Source organism: Xanthomonas sp. D-109, from assembly GCF_017746095.1.
GTDB classification, from domain to species: domain Bacteria; phylum Pseudomonadota; class Gammaproteobacteria; order Xanthomonadales; family Xanthomonadaceae; genus Xanthomonas_A; species Xanthomonas_A sacchari.
In genome coordinates, this window is the sequence record NZ_JAGHWV010000014.1 from 319,375 (window position 1) to 336,691 (window position 17,317).

The following is a 17,317-nucleotide window of genomic DNA, read 5'->3' on the forward strand; positions in this document are numbered from 1 at the left end:
GGGAGTTGGGACGCCAGTCTATACGGATGATCGCCACCGCCGACATGGCACCATGTGCAAGATCCGCACCCGCGCGGCGACACAACATCAGGAAAAGACGGAATGAGGAAATCACTTTGGCTGGCCTGGACGTGCCTGCTGCTCGCCGGGTGCACGAACGCGGCGCAGGCACCCGCGGCAGCGGCGGCAACGAAGGAGGCCACCACGCAACCGGCGGTGCCACCTCCGGCACGCACGGTGACGACGCAGCTCGGTGGTCAGCGCGGCAGCGGCGCGCCTTACGAACTGGCCGGGACCGAGGTGTGGGATGTTCCCGATCCCGTGTCCGGCCGCACCTACCAGGTGTTCGTGGCGCTGCCTGCCGGCTATGCGGACCACCCCGAGCGGCGTTACCCGGTGCTGTATGCCACCGATGCCGACTATGCGTTTCCGGTGGCGCGGCAGATTGCGCGGCGCTTGAACGGCGAAGGGCCGGCCATCGACGACTTCATCCTGGTCGGCTTGTCGTATGCGCTCGGCGATGCGCCGATGCCGAGCCGACGCCGCGACTACACGCCCACCACCGAGGACGGCGGCGCCGCATCGGCTGAAGCTACCCACGGACGTGCCGGCGCCTATATCACCTACCTACGCGATCAGGTGCTGCCCTTCGTCGCGCAACGCTATCGCACCGATGAAGCGCGGCGCCTGTTCCTTGGTCACTCCTACGGCGGCCTGCTCGGCACGCAGATCCTGCTGAGCACACCCGAGCTATTTTCCGGCTACATCCTGGGCAGTCCGTCGTACTGGTTCGGCGCACATGCCATGCGCGCCGAGGAAGCGCGCTTCGCCTCCCGTCACCGCGACCTGCCGGCGCAGGTCTACATGTATGTCGGCGAGTACGAACAGCGCCGCTACGGCAAGCACTATGACATGGTGACCGATGCGCAGCAGATGGTGCAGGCCTTGCGCGGGCGGCACTACCCGTCGCTGCGCGTGCAACTGGACGTGCTCGCCGACGAGGATCACCTGAGCGTCGCGCCGCGCGGGCTTACCCATGGCTTGAAGTTCCTGCTCGGTGTTTCGCCGCAGTGAGGGGTGGCGCCCATGCCGCTGGCTGGGCGGATGCCGCATCTCCACGGATGGCGTTGTCGCGGCTGAAGCCGCTCCTACAGGTGCGCGCCGGCCGCTATTACAGGCTTCCTGAAGGCGAACCTCCATTCAGCGACGCGTTGGTCGTAGAGGTTTACTGAAGCCGCCGCGCAACGGCCGCTCAATACTTCAGCGCATCCGCTGTCGGCGCCAGTGGCGCGAAGCGCGCGCCGCTGAAATCGTGCAGCAACTGGAAGGCATGCTCACCCCGCTGCGCCACTTCGCGGACGTCGCTCTTGCGCAGACGATAGAGGCTGCCCTCGCGCGCGAACACCAGGTCGCCGCCGTCCCAGTCGGCCCAGTCGCTGCCCGGCAGGTCGACCAGCACGGTGCCGTCGCGGTCCAGCACACGGTGATCCAGGCCATACCACGCATGGTTTTCCTGGCCGACCGCATGCAGCAACGACTGCAGGCGACGGCCATTGGCGCCGAGTTTCTCGCGCACGCGCGGGCGGCTGAAGCGGAACAATGTGTCGCTGCGCAGTCCGCCACGTTCGCCTTCGCCGTCATCGTGCAACTGCCAGCCATCGCGTTCGCGCAACACGCCGTCGATCGGCTCGTCTTCGCCGCGCCCCGAATACTCACCGAACGGCCGCACCTGCAGATGGTGCGGCAACTGGAAGCCGGTGGGCATCGGAAAGCAGTCGCGGCCATCGCGTGGCCGATGGTTCAACAACAACGTCCGCTCGTCCTCGAACATCCCGCCACCGCCCCAGCAGTCTCCCTTCGGCCACAGCGCCAGCGCAGTGAAGAACGGCGGCCGCGACAGCGCGGTCCAGGTGCCGAAGTCGCCGCGCTGCTTGGAGGCGAAGTACACCAGCAGCCGCCCCGACGGCGACAGATCGCAGCGCCGCTCGTAGATGCGGCCCTTGAACCACTGGCCGTGCACGAAGGTGTCGTCGCGCAGATCCCAGTGGATCAACTGCACCTGCTTGCTCGGCCCGCGGCGGAAGATCACGCCGGTGCGGGCATCGCGGGCCAGCAGGGCAAACAGGCGGGTCGCTGGCGGGCGCGACCCTGTAACGCCATCGGCGCACTCCATCTCTCCATCTCCCAATCCGCTGCCCACGTCACTCTGGCACAGCGAGCTGCAACACCGCCAGCGCAGGTCGTCTACGTGGCCGATGCCGCAGGGATGCCCCGACGTTATGCAAGATCGCAGATTCAGGCAAGGGAATCTGTGTCGGCGCTCGCCTTCGCTGAGACACCTCCGGTCGCACCCTACGACCCGGATCAGCGCCCCTCCCGGAAACATCACATATGCAGGACACGACTCCACCGTGCTCCACACGTGACACACGCTCGCTGCGCAAGCAGGGGACAGGGTCGAAGTCTGCGAAGGCGGCAGCACGATCCCATCATCGTGCTGTTGTGGATCTTGTCCTTTTTCAGGATCGTGTCGGCGTCGATGATGCTGGCATTCGCCTTCAGGCAGACACGGTGGATGGGCGGCACAGGACCGGTCATCGGGAACGGCCTGTTCCTGCTGGGACGCATGTTCTGCAGGCGGTGCACCACCCCGTTTCTCTGCCTCGAACCTGATCCTGTTTACGACCCGCGCGATGGCGGCGACGTGCCGCGCCCGCATCCGCGCCTGACCAGCGCGCTCCACAGCGTGCGCCTGGCCTGGAACAACCCCGACGGGCCCAACCATTCGCGCATGCCAGCTGCGTGGCACTCGGCGATCTTGCGCGTGTAGCGCCCCTCACCGAAACAGCCAGCCTTCACGCTAACGCAATGATCCGATCGGGCGAGCGGGATAAGCTGCGGCCATCTCCCGCATCTCATGTCACGCCATGCGCCACGTCCAGACCGATGCCCTCTCCATCGACCTGTCCGACCGCTTCACCAACGTGCGGCGGATCGGCCAGTCCATCAAGGCGGCGTATCCGATCCCCGACGACGAGGTGACACTCGGTGTCGTGATCGGGCGGCGCAAGACACGGCTCGATCCAGATGCCAATCCCTGGACAGAGTTCCGCAGCGAGTGCCTGACACGGCGCGGCGATGTCGCCGTCCTGGCAGAACAGGCACTGGAAATCGACGGCCGCCCGGCACTGCAGATGACCGTGCAGGGCAACGGCTATACCTATCTGTTCGCGATCGTGCCGCTGGACGATTCGCTGTACCTCGACATCGCCGGCGACTGCCCGGCCGGCACCGAGGCCGAGCACGTCCCGGTGCTGGAGGCCGCGCTGCGTCGCCTGCGCGTGATCGGCGATCCGGCCGCCGCGCTGGCCGCGCACGAAGCCTGGCTGCGGGACATGTTCGGCGACGACGAAGAGCAGGAGGACCAGGACGATGCGCCTCCCGCCCCTGCTACCACGCCCGCGGAGCCGTTCCGCATTCCGGACGACGGCCGTGATGTCTTCCAGATCGACGATCTCGCGTTCGCCTTCGGCCGCGCCACCAAGGCCAGCATTCCCGCCGCCGGCAATACCGGCGCCGAATTGACCATCGAACTGCGCGCCCGTGCACGCAAGGCCGACGCCGCTGCCCGCCCGCACCTGGTGGACGCGGCCGAGGTGTACTTCCGCTTCTCGGTGAAGGGCGTCTACCGGGCCGGCGTACCGACCGGGCGCATCCGCTTCGAAAACGACCGCGAACCGGCCCACGCCGCCTATCTCTGGTCCGGTGGCCTGCTTGACGACCTGAAACTCTGGGGCGAGCTGGTGCTGGAGCAGGGCTGGGTTGGCTTCAGCGGCTACCTGCAGGCCGATGGCGGCGCAGGCCCCCGCTATCCCGTGCGCATCGCCCGCGCGCTGGCAACCACTTCGCTGGACTGGTCGCACTACCGCTTCACCTCGCTACAGGAGCTGTCCAGCGCCCCACCGGACGTGCCGCATCACGTGCATCTGACCAACCTGGCCCAGCCCACGTTGCCTGACGCGCTGCACGCCTGTTCGGCGCTGCGCTCGCTCAGTCTCTATTACGACGACGAGACCATCGCCGCCAGTGGCTTGCGGGAACTGCCGGACACGCTGGCCGGCCTGGCACATCTGCAGGAGCTGACGATCGTGCGCGCCAGCGCACTCGCGCAACTGCCGCCCACCCTCGCCAAACTGCGCCGTTTGCAGCGCCTGCATATCACCGGCACCGGCCTGCGCACGCTGCCGCCGCAGCTGTTGTCGCTGCCGCGGGTGCATTGCGTGCTGGACAACAACGCCCTCGCGCAGCTACCGGACCTGCCCTGCCCGCCCACGCTCAAGGTGCTCTCGCTGGCGCGCAACCGGCTGCAGACCGTGCCCGCAAGCGTGGCGGCCTTGCCGGCGCTGGAGCGGCTGGATCTCACCGGCAACCCGTTGACCACGCTGCCGGCCGGGCTGGAGCGGATTGCGCAGTTGGAGCTGGAACTGCCGAAGAAGCATGCGTTGCTCGACTATCGCTACCAGGGCGCCGACGGCCACGGCACCATCGCCTTCGACGATGCGGCGTTCTTCGCGCACAACGACCCCATGCTGGCCGCGCAACTGGAACAGGCACTGGACAGCGATGCGCAGTGGGCGCCCTACCGTGCAAGCATGCAGGCGCTGGCCTGGCATGCGGTGGCACTGGCCACCGACGCACCGGACGACTACCAGCAACGCGGCAACACCCGCTTCGGCGGCCTGCCCGACCTGCCGCCGGGCATCCCGTATCCACAGCATCCCCAGGTCGACGGCGGCACCCGGCCCATGCAGTTCATCGCGCAACTGGACTGCGCGCAGCTTGCCCCCTTGCAGCGCTACCTGCCGCGGACCGGCGTGCTGTACTTCTTCATCTCCGACCAGGAAAGCCTGGTGCCACGGGTTCTCCACTACGACGGTCCGCGCGACGCGCTGCAGACGGCAGCCGAGCTCGTCCACGACGGGGCGCAGATCGATGGCATGGAAGACGACACCCGGCCCTACCGCAGCAACGCTGCCGCGTGCATCAGCGTGCCGCACTTCTATGCCGACCAGGACTATTACCAGGATCTCGAGCGCATGGAAGCGCTGGAGGATGCCGACGCGCTGGTGGACGCGCTGCGCGATCGGCTTGCCGCCCAGGCCGGCGTGCAGCCGGTGCATGGGGTGAACAGCCATGTGTTCAAGCAGCACGACACCCCGCTGAGCGAAGCCGCGCATCGCCTGCGCGGGCGGCCCGAGGACTTCATGGTGCTGCTGCGGGTGGCCTCCGACCCGCACCCCGGCTTCTGCTTCTGGGACGCGGGCGAGGTGTATTTCGTGATCCACAAGAGCGACCTCGCCAAGCAGGACTTCTCCAACGTGTACTGCGGGCTGGAGAGCAGCTAGACGCCACGCCGCTGTAGATCGGCCAGGGCCGGGCCGGTCACGACCAGCCCATTGGAGGGCAGCGCGACAGCGGCGCGACCAGCCCTACTTGGCGATCACTGACGTTCCCGACGGCACCATGTAGCACGCCTGCGCCTTGGCACAGGCCTCGGCATTGATCTCGGCGATCTGGCTGGCCAGGTACTGCTCCGGGGTCAGGCCCATGCGGTTGCGGTAGGCGTTGTCCGCATCGGCCTTGGCCACCTGCTCCTGCTCGCGCTGGCGCTCGGCGGTGGTGGCTTCCACCAGGGTCTTGACCCGCTGCTGCTGCGCCGCGGTCAGGTTCATCTGCTGCAGCACGTCGGGATTGGGGCGGGCGCGGCCGAGGGTGATGTTCTGGATCTGGATCGGCAGGCCCTGCTCCTTGACCAGGGCGCGCACGTTCTCGGTCACCGCCTCGTCGATCTTCCGTGCACTGTCCGGGTCGCTCATCATCCGCGTCATGTCGTAGCGCTTCACCTGGTCGCGCACGATCGCCGCGTACTGGCTGGCGACGTTGTTCTTGAACCAGTCCTGGCCGAAGCCGGACAGCAGCCGCGCTGGCGCGGTGATCCGGTATTGGATCTGCGTGGAGAAGTCCAACAGGATGTTGTCGCTGGACGAGAAGTCGTCGAAGGCCACCTGCACCGTCTGCGGCGTGGTGTCCACGTACACCGCCGACGTCGTCATCCACGTGTAGGTGCGGCCGGGATCGCGCACGTCGTCCAGGCGGATGCCGCCCTTGCCGAACAGCAGCGGCTTGTCCACCAGCACCGCCTGCTGCCCCGGATCGGGCGAGACCACGGTACAGCCGCACAGCAAGGCCGCCACGGCGGCGGCCAGCATGGAATGTTTCATCGATGTCCCCCTGAAGGACGGCGCCACGCGCCGTCGTGTGCGGGGGATGCTAGCGCATCACGGCGGACGAGGCATCTACTCGGGCATAGGCAGATAGGCCGCCCATGGACCTACATAAGATTCGAATAGTCGCCAATCTGGTTGCAAACCTCTCTCGGCGGATCATCCAACTTCAGTATGCGGCGCTTGCGGGCATCCGTCTTTGCCCTGGGAGACACGATGCGGTACACCAGGTAAAGACCATCCGTCGTTCTCCATAGGCCGAAGCTCGAGAGGTCCGAGAACTGGTAAGTGCCGCCGTCAGACCGGCGAGCAGTGAAGACGCACTCTGCGTAGCTCCCCCATCCGCAGCTAGCGTCCAGCGTCTGCAGTCCGGCGCTTCCGTCCAGATCGAAATGATAGGTACGGCCTGCATCACTTTCCACGACCATCGGGGTCATCTGCTTTGCACCCACCAACGCTCCATCAGTCCAATCGCTGGCTTGGCTGCAAAGTAGATCACCCCGATCTACTTCGACGGCGCGGGCAGCAGAAACATTAATGCCCCCACACAGGAAGGCCGCGATCAGCCACCATCGCACTTCCGTCATTCTTCCCGCCTTAGTCGATCTGTCATCTGTGAAATTGCCCTTCCAACTAGCCAAAGCCTAACCTGCCATGGGCCATCGTCAGGCGCGCTCCTATTTCGCCTTCCTCGTGAAGGCGATCAACAGTTCCGATCCGGCCTCCTCCAAGGCACCGACGTTACCCTCGAAGCGGACGGACACCCGGTATTGGCCGGGCGGCGTATCCCGTATAAAAGCCATGTCCAATTCGCGGTAGGTGACATTCGGAGCAATCAACCCCGCGGCTTCCATCGTTGTGACGTCCGCATCTGTCGCGAAGATACGTGGCACATGCCCATCGCGGCCCAAGGCCACGACTCGATACTCGGTACGCCCTATTTCTTCGCTCCGCTGCAATACCACCGGTTGCTCGCCTGCCTCTGTCAATCGATAGAGGTGCAACTGAGCGGTCACGCCGGCATCGCGTAGGCGATCGACCTTGGCCGCTGCAGCCTCCCCATCTGCAGCAGCGACCCGCAATCCGATGAAGATCGGCGGCTCGGGATCATCCTCCTGGGGCGGAACAGAGAAATCGAGCGTGATGGCATCAGACAGGAGTTGCGGACTGAGCTTCCTGACCAGCGGCACGGTCGTCCTCGCTGCAGGCGCCTCCTTGCGATGGAGCGTCTAGGTGGACGCCACTGATTGAGCCGATTCGGGCTGGCATGCTGTCAGTTGCAACGTCGAGGCGACGAAGACCATGCAAAGCGCTTGCTTCGATTTCGCCATGAAATTCATCTCGATGCTTACTTCATGGAAGCGGGGAGCTGCACTCTCACGCTAGCACAGGGACGTTGCTTGCTTCGGGCGCAAGGAATTGTCAGGGCTGGTCGAGCCCATCGTCTTGATCCATGCATTCTTGATCGAAAGGCACATCCTTCCCTGCGACACTCGGGTGAAGCGCAACGTCGCGCCGATAACCGGAACCGTACTTCTGATAGCGAACAAGCAGTCCATTTTGTAGCCGGAACCGATCTTCTGGTCCTGAGAACGCGGGACATGCGGCGTAGCTTTTTCCTCCATCTTCACTGCAATAGCGGATATACAACGTGCCCCCGCGTACTTCCCCCTGCAACTGCCCATCATGGCCGTGCGCGTTGGTTCCTTCGCTCCAATCTCCGGTGACGCGATCGCCATGCTGCTGCAGATGCAGGCCCACGTAATGGCCCAAGTCGCATCTCTTGGCATAACCCCACTCGCCGGAGAATGTGGTGGACTTGCTTGCGTAAGCGGAACCCGCACACGAGGTCATCAACCCCATCGCCACAACTCGCGCGACCAGCGACAAGCGCCGCCCGCGTCGGTGCTGCTTCATCATCGGTCACCCCTTGTACATGGCCTGCGGCTCGTAAGCAGGGAAGATAGCAATCGGTCTCCCGGCGTTCCACCGACCTCCCGCCAGATATCCAGCCGCAGGCCAGCGCGCGCATCTGCGCACCGACTTGACGCATGGCCGCATCGACCATTAAAGATCAGCAGGGAAAACAGGATCGGCGAAAAGATATGGCCAAAACACCTCCTGAAGATGACCTGGCTGGTCTGCGCTGCGATCGCCACGCTGTCCACCGCCGCCTGTTCGGCACAACCACCGGACGCTGCCCCGAAGCCGGGAGCGCGCAAGGAACAGCCCGCCTTGGCGGCGCCGCATGTTGTGTCCGACAGCACTCCTCCGCCGGGCGAGTACATCACCGACAAGGGATGGGGTCGCCTGCTGATCAAGCAGCAAAACGGCACATTGACCTTCTCCCTGGAAAGCACCACGGGGGAAGACGTGTGCGAACTGCATGGCGCGATAGAGGGACACACCGGCGTCGCCAAGGGGAACAAGGGCCAACCCACCTGCCAGGTGAAGTTCGCCAGTACGCCGCAGGGCATTGACGTAGCGGCTGCCACGCCCACCGAATGCAAGACGTTCTGCGGCTACAACGGGGATTTCGAGGCGCCCTACCTGCGGGTCAAGGATGGCTGTGGCCGAGACGCGCTGGACCGCACACGGACGACCTTCAAGCGTCTCTATGATGCGAAAGACTACAAGGCGGCGCTCGCTACCTTGTCGCCAGTCGTGCCGAGTTGCCTGCCGACACTGGAATGGGAAGACGAAGGCGCCATTCGTAACGATCTGGCCGTCACCCAGTACAAAAATGGCTTGTATGCGCAGTGCCTTTCCACACTCGACAAGTATGCGGAGGACGCCGCCAAGGACGACGACGCGGCCGTGGAAGGATGGACGCCAGTGCTGGCGGACCGCTACCTGGCCATCGTGCGCGCAGCGAGAACCAACATCGGCTTGTGCCGCAAAGGCGCAACGAAGAAGTAGTCCCCAACGCGAGGGAGTGTCAGGACAGAAGGGAATGAGGGCACCACGCCGCCGCCAGCGACCACATTGACGGATTCGGACGCGCCCTCTTTGGCAATCAAGTTGGCAGGTGGCACCTCGATCGAGGTGCAGGCAGGCAACAGCAAAAGCGCCGTAGCCAGTGCGATGGCGCAGACGTGCCACCGCACCGCACGCCGCGCATCCCGTATCAGCGCGACGTCGATGGCCACTGCTGGCCCAGCGCCGCCACCGCGCGTTCGAGCACGGGGTCCTTGCCGTCGCGTAGGTCGGTGCGGGTCGGTGCGGCCACGATGTCCGGCAGCACGCCGACGCCGACGAAATCGGTGCCGTCGGGGTAGCTGTCGCGTTTGACGCAGATCCGCGCCGAACCGCCGCCGGGCAGGGCCAGCAGTAGCGGTTGGCCGGTGCTCCCGCCGGTCGCCTGTCCTACCAATGGGCCGCGCCGCATCAGCCGGAATACCGCCGCCGTGTCCTCGCCGGCGGAGAACGTGCCCGCATCCACCAGCATCGCCACCGGGCCGGAATAGGCGTTCGGCTCGGGTGCCACCGGCTCTTGCTGCACCGGCCGCCACTCGATCAACCTGGCCCCGCGCGCCTGCGCCAGCGACGAGCCGTTGTCGCGCTCGACAGAGCGCAGCGATGGCAGCGGCACCGCGGCGACGTAGCGCAGGATCTGCAAGCCGAACCACGTGTTGCCGCCACCATTGCCGCGCAGGTCCAGGATCAGTCCGCGCGCGGCACGCACGCGCGGCAGTGCCTGCTTGAGTGCCTGCAGGCTGGCATCGTTCTCCAACTGCGGCACGCGCAGCACCGCCACGCCATCGCGGCGAATGCGCAGCAGCGGCGCCTCCGGCACCTTCACCGCGGTGTAGCCGCTGCGGGCGGCATGCACCTCGCTGCGGCGCCCGTCGGCATGCTCCACCGACAGCCGCACCGGCGTGGCGGCATCGCCGGCCAGCAAGGCGTAGGTATACATGCGCAGCTGCAGGTCTTGCGGGGTGGGGCTGCTGAGCTGCGGACGCACCACCCGCTGCGCGTACTGCTCCACCGGCTCGCCGTCGACCGCGAGGATGCGGTCACCGCGTGCCACCCCTTGGCGGCGCAGCGCGGCATCACTGACCGAGGTCACCACCACCTCCCCGTCCAGCCAAGCCGTCCGCAGCCCGGGACGGGCATACCAATGGTCCTCCAGTTCCTTGGGCGGCAGGATCCCGGTGTGTCCATCGTGCAACTGCGCCAGGAACCGCGCCAGCACACGGTAGTAGGCGTCGGTATCCGCCGCGCGCTGGACCAGTGGCAACGTCTCCAGATACAGGCGGTCCCAGTCCAGGTCGGGCACGTGGTCGAACCAGACGAAGCGATCGCGCACGGCCATCCACACCTGCGACAACCCGGCCACGCGCTGGGCTTCGGTCAGCTGCACGGCGTAAGGCACCGCAATCGAGGGCGCCGTGGCATCGCGGACCGCCAGCGCTTCGTGGCGCCGGACCTCGGCCAGGCGCGGGTCGTCCAGCAACGCCGCCGTGGCCGGATCCTTGTCCACCACGAAGTCGATCAGCCCCTCATGCCAGGACATCGCGTCCAGGGCGCGCCAGGCCGCCACCGCCGCGTCGCGGTCGCCGAGCCACACCTGCACCCGTACCAGATCGCCCAGCAGGTTGAGGCGGCGGAACCGCAGCGTCTTGCTGCCCTCGGCCAACGCCAGCACATGGGGATCGTCCAGATAGCGCAGACCTTCGAGCAATGCGTCGCGTGCGCGCTGAAGATCGTCGGGCGAGCTCGTCGCCCCGTGTTCGGTGAGCTGACTGGCACGGTCGCGGAATTCGGTCACATGCGCATAGGCCTGTAGAGCCGGATCTTCAGCGGCGCTCGCCCACTGCGCCAACGAAAGGCAGAACACCCAGACAGCCCATACCGGAAATCTCATCGAAGCTCCTTGCGCGCCAAGGTCATCTACAAAGCTGAAGTATCGAACACACCGCTAACGAGCCGTTGATTGAGCGTCTGTCACCGACGCACCGTGATCCGTCGCTCTCCCTGCGGCCCACCTGTCTGACTCACATGCCCACGAAGAATGTCTGGCCGGTATAGCGTCCCTGGAACACGTCGATGGGCTTCCCAGCCCACTGGGCCACCTCGGCATCCAGGGCGCGGTACTCGTCGCTGCTACGTTTGTACGCGTACATGCGTCCCATCTGATAAACGCGTGCACTGCCTGCGCCGTACACCTTGGACTCGGCATAGCCGCTATTCAACACGGCCGCCAGCTTGGCACCCGGCTCAACCGTCAGCACCCAGCGCACTGGCTCATAGGAACTGAGCGCAAGGATGATTGGCTTCGCCGATCGCCGCACGTGGACTTGAACAGTCCCGGTGCGATGCGATGTGCCAGGCAGTGCGACGGCATCGGCGCCCTCGTAGATCCCAATCGCCTCGATCCGCGCTGTACGGCCCACTTCTACCAACGGCCCAGGCCGCGCCAGCGTGGAAGCAGCCTGGAATCCCCGGCCTTGGCGGGCTACCAAAATATCGGCCTGCTTTGCCCATAGTCGCGCCTGCTCAGCGGTCGTACCACGAGTGCCTGCAGCTGGAACGTCCATGGCGCTTAGATCGCTCAGTATATCCTGGATCTGCGACGCTCTTGCTGCGTTCGCTTGTTCCACCGCCTGGGGGCGCGTCTCCAGATAAGCGCTCACGTCCATCGGTGGTTGCGACACAAATTGATCTACAAGGCCAATCTTCGATCCATCGATGATGGCGTTGCGGTTTATCGATTGAATATAGATTACCCGGCCGGCACTGACCCGCGGAGAATCAATTTTCGCCAAGGTATGCTTGCTGAGCGAATAGAGGTAGGCCTGGCTGCCATCAGGATCGTTGGTCAAAAAGCCTGTCACTACCAGGCGATCGGGATCTGGCGTGGTGGTTGCCGAATCCACCTTGAGTGGATCCAGCGTGACAGTCGATTTTTGCAACGACGGCAACTGGATCCGCCTCACTGTGCCAGCCGTGGAGAACGCGAACGTTCCGTCGGACGACAGTTCCGCACCTCGCCACCCAGCCGCCGGCATTTCCCGTTCTGAAAGCAACTGGACGGACCAGCCACCGGAGCCACGACGCAACTCGATTTCCGCCGCACTTTTCCACTTCAGCAACAAATAGCGCAACGGCTGTCCTGGCACGGGCAGAACGCCCTGAAGGCCGGCACCTTCTGCCATCGGAATGGGTGATGTCTTCCCAGTGGTGAAGTCCAGGAAAACGATTCCTGCAATGGCGCTATCCCCCGGGCGCCCCCTTTGGACCTCGTAGATCGCTCCGACGTCGCCGACCCAATGGAAGTCAAGGTGCCGCACGGGGAAAGTCGCGAGCATGTCGCCAGTCTCGGTGTCACTGACCTGTGCCTGCGAATCGTCCTTGCTGCCAACCAGCAGACGTCCGTTGGGCGAGAACGAACCTGTGAGCCATCGCCCCTCGCCCTGCGCCACCACCTGGCCGCTACCGATGTCCACGACCATATGCTTACCGGCCGTCTCGAGCATCGCCACGCCCGCGCGCGGAGCGAATTTGACGGCCTGGATGTAACTGGGCGCCGTCAGGACGCTCAGTGGAGATTTCGGCACGTCGCGCAATGGCGGAGCGGCCAGTAGCAGGCCAGCGCGGCGCAATCCCAGCCATTGGCGCAACGCGTCGTCAGCGCGTGCAAAACAGGCCTTGTTGCTCAAGTTGTTGCGAATGTCTTCCGCACTGGCAAACAAGGACGGCTCGTAGCCGCCAGCGCAGTCCCACGCGCGTTGCGTCAAACGTGTCTGGTACTCCACCTCGAGTGGCGCCACATCCCGCGAAAGCGACGTCGCGATTGCATCCAGTCGTGACTTGCTGGCCAAGACCTCGCTACTTGGAGGCATGGCATCGTTAATGCGCTCAGCCGCCGACCGCCCAAGATTCCCGCAGCCTCCCAGGCATACCGCCATCGAAAGCAGCCCCACCATCCCTGTCACAGACTTCATGTCGTCCCCCTGATTGGATTCCTAGCCGGCATGCGCAGCGGCGAACGGATAGTAGTAGATATTTGGAGAATTTCGGGGCGGCCAACGCCGCGCCTCAGAAGGAAGACAATTCGCGTCAGATCGCGAACACTGGATGCTTCCTGCCATCGGACGCAGGCTTGATCCACACCGTGCGTCTTTGTGCCAGCCGGGATCACCGACAAGCTATTCCGCGGCATGCGCGGTGATCTGTACCTACCCGACTGCCTGCCTCAGCCATGCCGCGATCAATGCAGCCGTCCGCCTCCAGCAGGCGGCTCGCCCATCTCCACCGCATAGACTGCCCGCTCCTCGCGCACCGCGTTGGATGCAACGTCGTGTAGCGGCTGGCGCTCGATCCGCTCCAGCAGCGCACGCATTGCGTTCGCTGCATCGCAGAGCGCCTCGCCCGCTTGCGGCAGCGCTTGGCCGACATGCTCGCTGCCATCGGCGACCGTCAGAGCCTGGGCGTGGGCCGAGACGGTCCCGGCCAGCAGCGAGAGGTAGTGGAGTTGTTCCAGCGTGATCCGAAATACAGCGCCGCCGGCGTCAGACGCGAGCGCGGCAGCGGCATGCCGAGCGCCTTGCATGGTGTCGGTCCGCTGGGCGGGATAGGACAGCGCGCCCAGCACCAGGTCCACTTGCTCGGCCAGCAACTCCAGACAGAGCGCCAGTTCGCCCATGCGTACCTTGGGTTCGGCGGCGCGCTCCTCGGCCTGCGTCCGTGGCTGTGCCAGCCGGACCAGGAAGCGCACGTGATCGCGCAGCTTCGCCAGGCGGAACTGGCTGTCCTCCGGCAGGAAATAGCCGGGCATGTCGTCGTCGTCCAAACGGTCGTGCGCCATCGTTGCCTCCTCGTTCCATGAAGGGGTGCGCCCGCCACGCATGGCAGACGGGAAGTCGGGAGGTTCGAAACCGCAGAGAGCCGGCGGGCGTATTTCCCCGAAGGGTGTTGTATTAGCCGCCCTCCCGACGCAGGCATCGCGTCGGCTTGCGCCCGAGCTTCGGGCACAAAAAACCCACCGGTTTGTCGGAGGTGGGTACCGCTCTCTGAGGAGTTTCGACGCTCCTTGAGGCAGAGATTGCTACCGTGGTGCGCAGACTGTCAATAGCAATTTGTAAAATCTTTTATCAGAAGAATGACTTGCTTTAGCTCAGCACCAGCGGCTACCAAATCCTCGTAGTCGCCATTGAGAGCGATATTGGCTGCAGCGTCGGGCTCGCAGTGAAGCTCAGTCCCCAGAGGTCAAACTGACAGGGGTAGAAGCACGCTCCGCCCCCAGCTTTGCTACTTAACTGCGACAACTCGATGATTCAGATGAATTTCATAAAGCATCTTAAATGTTTCGACAAACCCGTAAAAATCTTCGGCCACTCCGGTTCCACTTGCAACAATTTGGGCGAAGACAATTTTAGATAGTGCCATGGAAGCACCGGTCCTCACACAGTACACCTCGCTATCAACCACGAGCGTCTTCTTTTTGGGCGTTGTTCGGTAAAAATTCATCGAGTGGTGCAAGCCGTTGTCCGAAAATTCACTAGACAGGAAAAGCTTTCTCCCTGAAATATCAGACAATTCAAAAGTATCTCTCCTCAACAAGCTTTCAATACAATACTGATCTGATTGTGTCCAACCAGCAGGCCTTAACGCGGCCACATAAATCCCATCTGAAAGCCTACGAAAATTAATTCCATTAGCCGGCTCAAGTCCAACCTTTGTCAAAACATCATTATCATCGCAATCAAAAAGTGCAATAGTTAAGTTCCGCCTTGCCCCTGTTGTGACTAGAAGTCTGACTGATTTCTCAAGTTCTGGACCACCCTTTTTGCCAAGCTCCAAGAAATTAAACTTCAATCCTTCAAACATTCCCTTCTTTTGAAGATTTCTCAGCGCAGCATTGAGTAGAATCTCATCACTCATGCCCTCCACTAGAAGATCTATTTCTCCGAAGGACATGAGAGGACCAAAGATCCCAGCAAGCTGCCCATATGACTCAGCAAGCCTCCTTACTTTATCTGCACCGCTTTTTCCGTCAAGCCAGTGCAAATAACCAACTTTTCCAGCGACTGAAGAAATCCCGTGAGATTTTAGCTGAACTCTATTCGGCCCGAATGTCCAACTAGAAATTATTGATGCAGCTTCGTCCCCGTACTTGCGGCAGACTTGCAACTCAGAGCGCAGGCGGCGCCTCCATTTCCTGGGCATTCCAATGCCTCCATGAAATTTCAGCCCTGTCACCATGGCCTTGTTTCTGGAACGGACAGCAAACTTATCTTTATTTATGGAAAATCCGTTTGATTTGAATATATCAGCAAGAACATTACTAGGGAGATATGATCCATCGTCTTCATATGCGAGAAATTTTGGCACCTCTGAGAGCCCAGTAGAGAAGCAAATATCATCTGCATATCTTGACACAGAGCATCTAGCTTTTGACGCGATTTCTACGAGCATTCTATCCAGCCGCACGCACGCTAAATTCGCTATCGACGGAGAGCTCGGAGCTCCTTGAGGCAATGACTTGCCATCAGTACATATCTGCGCTAGTAATGTTGCGACAGTCGGCGAAAAGAGGAATGGCGACGAAAGAAAAATCCCCCTGACTCTCCCAAAATTAATAGAATTGAAATAATCTTCAATATCTACAGTTATTATTTTTGACTTGCCCTTATGAGCTTTTGCATGGTCGTAGATTGATCTTCCACGCTCAAATCCATTGGAGATCAGGGACCTTTTCCTTATCGAATCAATCGCGGAACCGATCTTTCTCTGCATTGTCGCGAGCACTTCGACGGGAGCACTTATCTCTCTCGTCCCACCATTTTTTTTTGCTATCTTAAATTTTCTATAACGACAATCAATAGGCAACGCATACACAACAAACTTAAGTTGTCTTTCAGAAACTGACAACCATGTCGCTAGCTCAGACCTATTGCTGATTGCTAGAAAATTAACGATTTCTTTTTTAGATAGAGGAGGCGCCATAGAGAACCAACTTATCGCTTCACGCAACTCATGTGCCACCTGTTGCAAACCGTCGATGGCGAGCTTTTGCTCGTAAGTCCTGTAGCGTCGACGAATACATCGACTCATGACGTACTCTAGGCGCCCCCAAGCGATAGTGTCGTCGAAAATCATAAAGAAGTAAATACGAAAGCAACCTAACAACTGTGCTCTTTGTCAATACCGCTCACTTAAATCTGAAGCCATCTTCGGAATCGATCTTGAATGCGATCTACGCTACCAATGCAACGCTCTTGCCAATGGCCTTGCTCTTCTTTGCCCAGTCCTGCACTCTTGGCATGTTGAGTGTAGTACCTATCCACTTGAAGGAACTGCCCCAACTCGCACAGGAGTCTGCGCCAATAAAGTCATCGGTTTCGGCAGGAAAGGGTCCAGGTTCACTTCCTACACGCCGACACGCGGATGCCTGACAATTTTTGCGGAGCTTGCTCGATGTTACTTATAGCAATAGGCGACTAAACTTACCGGCATGGCTCGCCTTCCTCGCGTTGATCTTTCCGGTATACCAAAACACATCGCACAGCGCGGCAATAATCGCCTTCCATGCTTTTTAGATGACGGCGACCGCATGTGCTATCTACACGTGTTGCGTGGTGCCCTTCATGCCACCGGCTGCCAGCTACATGCAGACGCCGGTGAAGTCATGCCTTGTGGACAGTGCCGTCATGTGTTGCGCTGCTATCGCTACATGGAACTCAACCCGATACGCGCTCGTCTCATCGACGCTCAGGCCGCTTATCGCCGGTCCAGTTGCGCAGCCAATCTCAGTCAGCGGGAACTCTCGGCACTAACGCCCCATCCGTCCTGGCTAGCTATAGGTAATGATGCAGCCGGGCGGTCCAGCGCTTATCGCGCATTGATTGATGAGGTGCTGAGCGACGAACTGCTCGCCGACATCCGCATTCACCTCCAGCAACAACGGGCTCTCGGCCAAGATGCCTTTCGCGGCATGGTCGAGGCCAAGACCCGCCGCTTCGCGGGTTTCAGGCCGGCCCATCGGCCACGCAAATCCAACCCGGCCATCAAATAAGTCAACCTGACCC

Annotated in this window: 14 protein-coding genes; 5 read left to right on the forward strand and 9 right to left on the reverse strand. The window is 62.3% G+C overall.

All coding sequences use genetic code 11. The features are described 5' to 3' along the window. The first annotated feature begins 102 nt into the window (after positions 1-102). Positions 103-1,074 (forward strand): alpha/beta hydrolase-fold protein, encoded by a 972-nt coding sequence (locus tag J7357_RS15850; protein ID WP_209247908.1) that lies wholly within the window; start codon positions 103-105, stop codon positions 1,072-1,074. Positions 1,075-1,252: 178 nt separating this feature from the next. Here the strand turns inward: J7357_RS15850 and J7357_RS15855 are convergent, their stop codons facing one another. Next, positions 1,253-2,173: a hypothetical protein gene (locus tag J7357_RS15855; RefSeq protein WP_209247910.1), complete on the reverse strand. Its 921-nt coding sequence runs from the start codon at positions 2,171-2,173 to the stop codon at positions 1,253-1,255. 321 nt (positions 2,174-2,494) lie between these two features. On the opposite strand from J7357_RS15855, the gene J7357_RS15860 reads away from it, so the two are divergent. After that, positions 2,495-2,830 (forward strand): hypothetical protein, encoded by a 336-nt coding sequence (locus tag J7357_RS15860; RefSeq protein ID WP_209247912.1) that lies wholly within the window; start codon positions 2,495-2,497, stop codon positions 2,828-2,830. A gap of 97 nt (positions 2,831-2,927) precedes the next feature. Next, positions 2,928-5,405, forward strand: coding sequence for a YwqG family protein (locus tag J7357_RS15865; protein WP_209247914.1), 2,478 nt, complete (start codon positions 2,928-2,930; stop codon positions 5,403-5,405). Positions 5,406-5,489: 84 nt separating this feature from the next. Here J7357_RS15865 and J7357_RS15870 read toward each other — a convergent pair whose 3' ends face one another. The 4 genes from J7357_RS15870 to J7357_RS15885 form a co-directional block, all read right to left on the reverse strand. After that, positions 5,490-6,269, reverse strand: coding sequence for an SPFH domain-containing protein (locus J7357_RS15870; protein ID WP_017907998.1), 780 nt, complete (start codon positions 6,267-6,269; stop codon positions 5,490-5,492). A 122-nt stretch (positions 6,270-6,391) separates the two neighbouring features. Further along, on the reverse strand, positions 6,392-6,871 hold the full coding sequence (locus tag J7357_RS21405) for a hypothetical protein (protein ID WP_244667568.1): 480 nt from the start codon (positions 6,869-6,871) through the stop codon (positions 6,392-6,394). Between the two features lie 90 nt (positions 6,872-6,961). Next, a complete protein-coding gene (locus J7357_RS15880; protein WP_209247916.1) occupies positions 6,962-7,474 on the reverse strand; it encodes a hypothetical protein in 513 nt (170 codons plus the stop codon). Positions 7,475-7,706: 232 nt separating this feature from the next. Continuing rightward, the gene (locus J7357_RS15885; RefSeq protein WP_244667569.1) at positions 7,707-8,204 is read right to left on the reverse strand and encodes a hypothetical protein; all 498 of its coding nucleotides are present in this window, start codon (positions 8,202-8,204) and stop codon (positions 7,707-7,709) included. A 207-nt stretch (positions 8,205-8,411) separates the two neighbouring features. On the opposite strand from J7357_RS15885, the gene J7357_RS15890 reads away from it, so the two are divergent. Then, entirely contained in the window at positions 8,412-9,203 is a 792-nt protein-coding gene (locus tag J7357_RS15890) for a hypothetical protein (RefSeq protein WP_209247918.1), read from the forward strand. Between the two features lie 208 nt (positions 9,204-9,411). Here J7357_RS15890 and J7357_RS15895 read toward each other — a convergent pair whose 3' ends face one another. From J7357_RS15895 to J7357_RS15910, 4 genes are all read right to left on the reverse strand, one after another. After that, positions 9,412-11,055, reverse strand: coding sequence for a S41 family peptidase (locus tag J7357_RS15895; RefSeq protein ID WP_209247920.1), 1,644 nt, complete (start codon positions 11,053-11,055; stop codon positions 9,412-9,414). Between the two features lie 226 nt (positions 11,056-11,281). Next, positions 11,282-13,231, reverse strand: coding sequence for a hypothetical protein (locus J7357_RS15900; protein WP_209247922.1), 1,950 nt, complete (start codon positions 13,229-13,231; stop codon positions 11,282-11,284). 266 nt (positions 13,232-13,497) lie between these two features. Beyond that, the gene (locus J7357_RS15905; protein WP_209247924.1) at positions 13,498-14,094 is read right to left on the reverse strand and encodes a hypothetical protein; all 597 of its coding nucleotides are present in this window, start codon (positions 14,092-14,094) and stop codon (positions 13,498-13,500) included. Positions 14,095-14,537: 443 nt separating this feature from the next. Further along, positions 14,538-16,235 (reverse strand): reverse transcriptase domain-containing protein, encoded by a 1,698-nt coding sequence (locus J7357_RS15910; RefSeq protein ID WP_209247925.1) that lies wholly within the window; start codon positions 16,233-16,235, stop codon positions 14,538-14,540. Positions 16,236-16,743: 508 nt separating this feature from the next. Between J7357_RS15910 and J7357_RS15915 the strand changes: the two genes are divergently transcribed. Next, a complete protein-coding gene (locus J7357_RS15915; RefSeq protein ID WP_244667570.1) occupies positions 16,744-17,304 on the forward strand; it encodes a transposase in 561 nt (186 codons plus the stop codon). Positions 17,305-17,317: the final 13 nt, after the last annotated feature.